2 protein-coding genes are annotated in these 1,934 nt (G+C 73.4%); one reads left to right on the top strand and one right to left on the bottom strand.

The window, feature by feature from the left end:
* Positions 1-368: 368 nt before the first annotated feature.
* Positions 369-1,541: a serine hydrolase gene (locus tag AE652_RS20265; RefSeq protein ID WP_049653550.1), complete on the top strand. Its 1,173-nt coding sequence runs from the start codon at positions 369-371 to the stop codon at positions 1,539-1,541.
* Positions 1,542-1,626: 85 nt separating this feature from the next.
* Here AE652_RS20265 and AE652_RS20270 read toward each other — a convergent pair.
* Positions 1,627-1,934 (bottom strand): enoyl-CoA hydratase-related protein (locus tag AE652_RS20270; RefSeq protein WP_049653551.1); only part of this gene is annotated, 308 nt, incomplete at its 5' end.

Below are 1,934 nucleotides of genomic sequence, written 5' to 3' on the forward strand. Positions count from 1 at the left end.
GTCGCCGAGATCCCCGCGTACACCGCGGGCACCTCGACTCGCCTTCCGCGCACCGACGTTGGAAGCCCGGCCGGCGAGAATCGACGGGCCTGACCCGCACCCCGAACCAACTGTCCGACGCGACGCGGTGCTCCTGCACCCACCCCGCAGAGGTCGCCGACGCCATCGCCGGGCCGAACCTCCGCGGCGACGGCGCCACGGTCGTCCGCTCCCGCCGCCTGGTCGCACTGTCCGCCCCCAGCGGCCCGATGACCTGCGGTTTCCTCACCGGAACGGGGCAATCGCCGGCGGGTCCCCCCGCATGCGGGGCGGTGGCACCTCTGTTTGACTGAGGACGGATGATCCCCGCCCCGAGAGGGAGCACGCCCATGCCCGTGGCCACCGGAAGAGGCCCGGCCACCCTCGCCGCCGTGGCCGCCGCACTCCTGACCGCACTCCTGCCGGTCCCGGCGTCCCCAGCGGCCGCCGCCGCACCGGCCGACGGGGCCGGCCGGCCGGAGCACGCACGGACCCGGGCCGCGATGGAGCGGGCGGTACGGGACGGTGCGCCCGGGGTCCTCGTCACCGTGGCCGAGGGCGAAGGCCGATGGGTGGGAACGGCAGGGGTGGCGGACCGCAGGACGGGACGCCCGCCCCGTCCGGCGGACCACTTCCGGGTGGGCAGCATCACCAAGACGTTCACGGCCGTGCTCGTGCTCCAGCTGGAGGCGGAGGGGCGGCTCGGCATCGACGACACCGTGGAGAAGTGGCTGCCGGGCCTGGTCCGGGGCCACGGCCACGACGGCCGCCGCATCACCGTCCGGCAGCTGCTGAACCACACCAGCGGCGTGTACAACTACCTCAACGACCCCGCCCTGCACCAGATCGGGCCGATCTGGCTCGAGCACCTGCACGACACCTGGACTCCCGAGGAACTCCTGGCCGTCGCGATGTCGAAGCCACCCGCGGCCGACCCCGGCGAGAGGTTCGTGTACTCCAACACCAACTACCTCCTGGCCGCGATGATCGTGGAGCGGATCACCGGCAGCTCCTACGAGCACGAGCTGCGCCGTCGCATCATCGACCCGCTCCACCTGCGGGGCACCGACTCGCCCGGAACGCGCGAGTCGCTGCCCCGGCCGTCCGGCCGGGACTACTCCACCGCCCAGGTCCAGTTGCCCCCGCCGGGCGTCGACGTCACGGAGTTCAACCCCTCGGCGATCCGCGCCAGTGGCGAGATCATCAGCACGGCCGACGACCTCGACCGCTTCTACCGTGCCCTGCTCACCGGCCGGCTGCTGCCCCAGGCGCAGCTGCGGGAGATGACCACCACCGTGCCCGCCGGCATCGACGACCAGGGCCTCGGCATCGCCCGCATGACCACCTCCTGCGGGGTCGAGCTCTGGGGGTACCGCGGCGGCGGCTACGGCTTCGAGGCCCTCGCAGTCTCCACCCGCGACACCCGCCACCGAATGACCGTCTACTTCAACACCGACAGCCTCGCGCTCCAGGGCGCGGCGGCCCGGGACCTCGCCGACGCGGAGTTCTGCCGACGCTCGTGACCCGGGCCAGACGCGTACGCCTGGCGGTCACCCCCGCAGGCCGTGGTGCGCCGCCCCCGGTGAGGGCGGCGCACCGGCCGGGCTGTCAGCGGTGGCGGAACTCCGGCGGGCGCTTCTCGGCGAAGGCCGCCATGCCCTCCTTCTGGTCCGCCGTCGCGAACGTCGCATGGAACAGCCGCCGTTCGAAGCGGACGCCCTCGGCGAGCGTCGTCTCGAAGGCGCGGTTGACGCTCTCCTTCATCATGATCGCGGCCGGGGCGGACATCGCCGCGATCGTCTCGGCGGTGGCCAGCGCCTCGGACAGCAGCTGGTCAGCGGGAATGATCCGGGAGACCAGCCCGGCCCGCTCGGCCTCCTCGGCGCCCATCATCCGACCGGTCAGGCACAGCTCCA

Source organism: Kitasatospora sp. MY 5-36, from assembly GCF_001182915.1.
GTDB lineage: Bacteria > Actinomycetota > Actinomycetes > Streptomycetales > Streptomycetaceae > Kitasatospora.

Bases quoted from the DNA above. Each gene is read 5' to 3' on its own strand.
- AE652_RS20265 (WP_049653550.1), top strand. From the start codon at position 369: ATGCCCGTGGCCACCGGAAGAGGCCCGGCCACCCTCGCCGCCGTGGCC.